At 63.3% G+C, this 1,492-nt stretch carries 1 protein-coding gene; it reads right to left on the reverse strand.

Going from position 1 to position 1,492, the window contains the following annotated elements; all coding sequences use genetic code 11:
- Positions 1-163 precede the first annotated feature (163 nt).
- Positions 164-1,492 (reverse strand): IS1380 family transposase (locus BIS10_RS18695; protein ID WP_253507774.1); only part of this gene is annotated, 1,329 nt, incomplete at its 5' end.

Here is a 1,492-nt window from a genome sequence, read left to right on the forward strand (position 1 = left end):
CCCGTGCAAGTTGGCTTTCGCAAGCCCGTTATTGCCAAAACCCACCGTGCTGATCGGTGCTGACGGCCCGTTTTGTCATGCCTTTCCACCCGCCAGGCACGACATATCTGGCGATCGCGTGTCGCTTGGAACTGCTTGTGGATAGAGTGTCGCCGATTGACGGTCAGCATGGCGTTCCTCGTGGATAACGCAGTCGGCTCCGCAGCGTCTTGAGCACCGTCATGCGCCCGATATCCTGCCCGAAGTCGAGGATGATCTGCCGTGCCTTGTGAATCACGAGAGCCGCACGGTGCACCAGCTCTTGTAGCACGGTGCGCAGCCGGCGCCGCTTGGCCGGGTGGCGAACCGGGCTCAGCTCGCCGGTCATGCCCAGCTGTCCCATCAGGCGCAGGATGTTGTAGGCCAACTGGGCGAGATGCAGGATCAGATCGTTGGTGGCGAACTTGCCGGACGGCAAGCGCTCCAGGTCGAGATCGGTCTTGATCTCGCTGTGAAACTGCTCATGGGTGGCATGCGCCTGGTAGCGCTTGATCACCGCCTCCGGCGCCTCGTCCAGGCTGGTCCACCAGCCTTCCAACTCATAGTCCGGTTCGAGCAGCAACTGGCCATCGCGATCGGCGGTGCGCTCGACCAGGCGCATCACGCGTTGGACGACGTATTCGGTCTTGTTGTCGTCGTGGATCGAGACGGTCTGCGTCCACAGCGCCTGGCGCTTGCCAGGACGCAGCTCTTCCCAGTAGTCCGCCGCCACCGCCAGCCAGGTATCTCGATCAGCCGTGGCCGAGCCGCGCGGGTTCCATTTGACGACATAGTCGAGCCGGCGCCCCTCGTCGGCAAAGACCTGGCGTTGCTGTTCGAGAAGCGCCAGGTGCGCCTGGCTGTCGAAGCCGCTGTCCTCGCGTAACAGGATCGGTTGCTTGGTCAGGCATTGGGCGCGAGGCAGTACCCGCTCCAGGAAGGCGTTGCTCTCCTTCATGGTGTGCTGCTTGCCAGGCCGCAGTTCCAGACCCAGGCACCACCCTTCGTTGCCCAGATAGGCGGCGATCGGGGTGTAGCCATCGACCTTCTGGTAGGTCCGCGAGACGCCTTCCTTCTTCGAGTTGCTGTTGTCCATGACGAAGGTGTCGATGTCCAGGCAGACGTGCGTCGTCTCGGCGGTGATCGGTGCTTCGATCAGTGACAGCAGGGTCGTGGACCAGGTGGCGGTGCGCGCCTGCAGGTCGTTGGCGGCAAGTTTCTCCAGCCGCTGTCGCAGCGTCGCCGCGCTCGGCACCTTCTGCAGGGTCAGCAGTTGTTGGAAGGGCTTGTCGCGGCGGAAGTTCTCGACAGCGTCATAGTCGCTCATGCCCAGACACAGCAGGCCCAGGTAGCTCTTGATCACGTCACTGGTGCGCATGCCCAGCGTGGTGGGGAAGCGGCTGTCGATGCTGTCGACGCCAGCGATCTCGAAGCATTGCCCGATGATGGACAGCCCGGCGTGGCTGGTGAGGGT

The organism is Halomonas sp. 707B3 (assembly GCF_024158645.1).
GTDB lineage: Bacteria > Pseudomonadota > Gammaproteobacteria > Pseudomonadales > Halomonadaceae > Vreelandella > Vreelandella lionensis.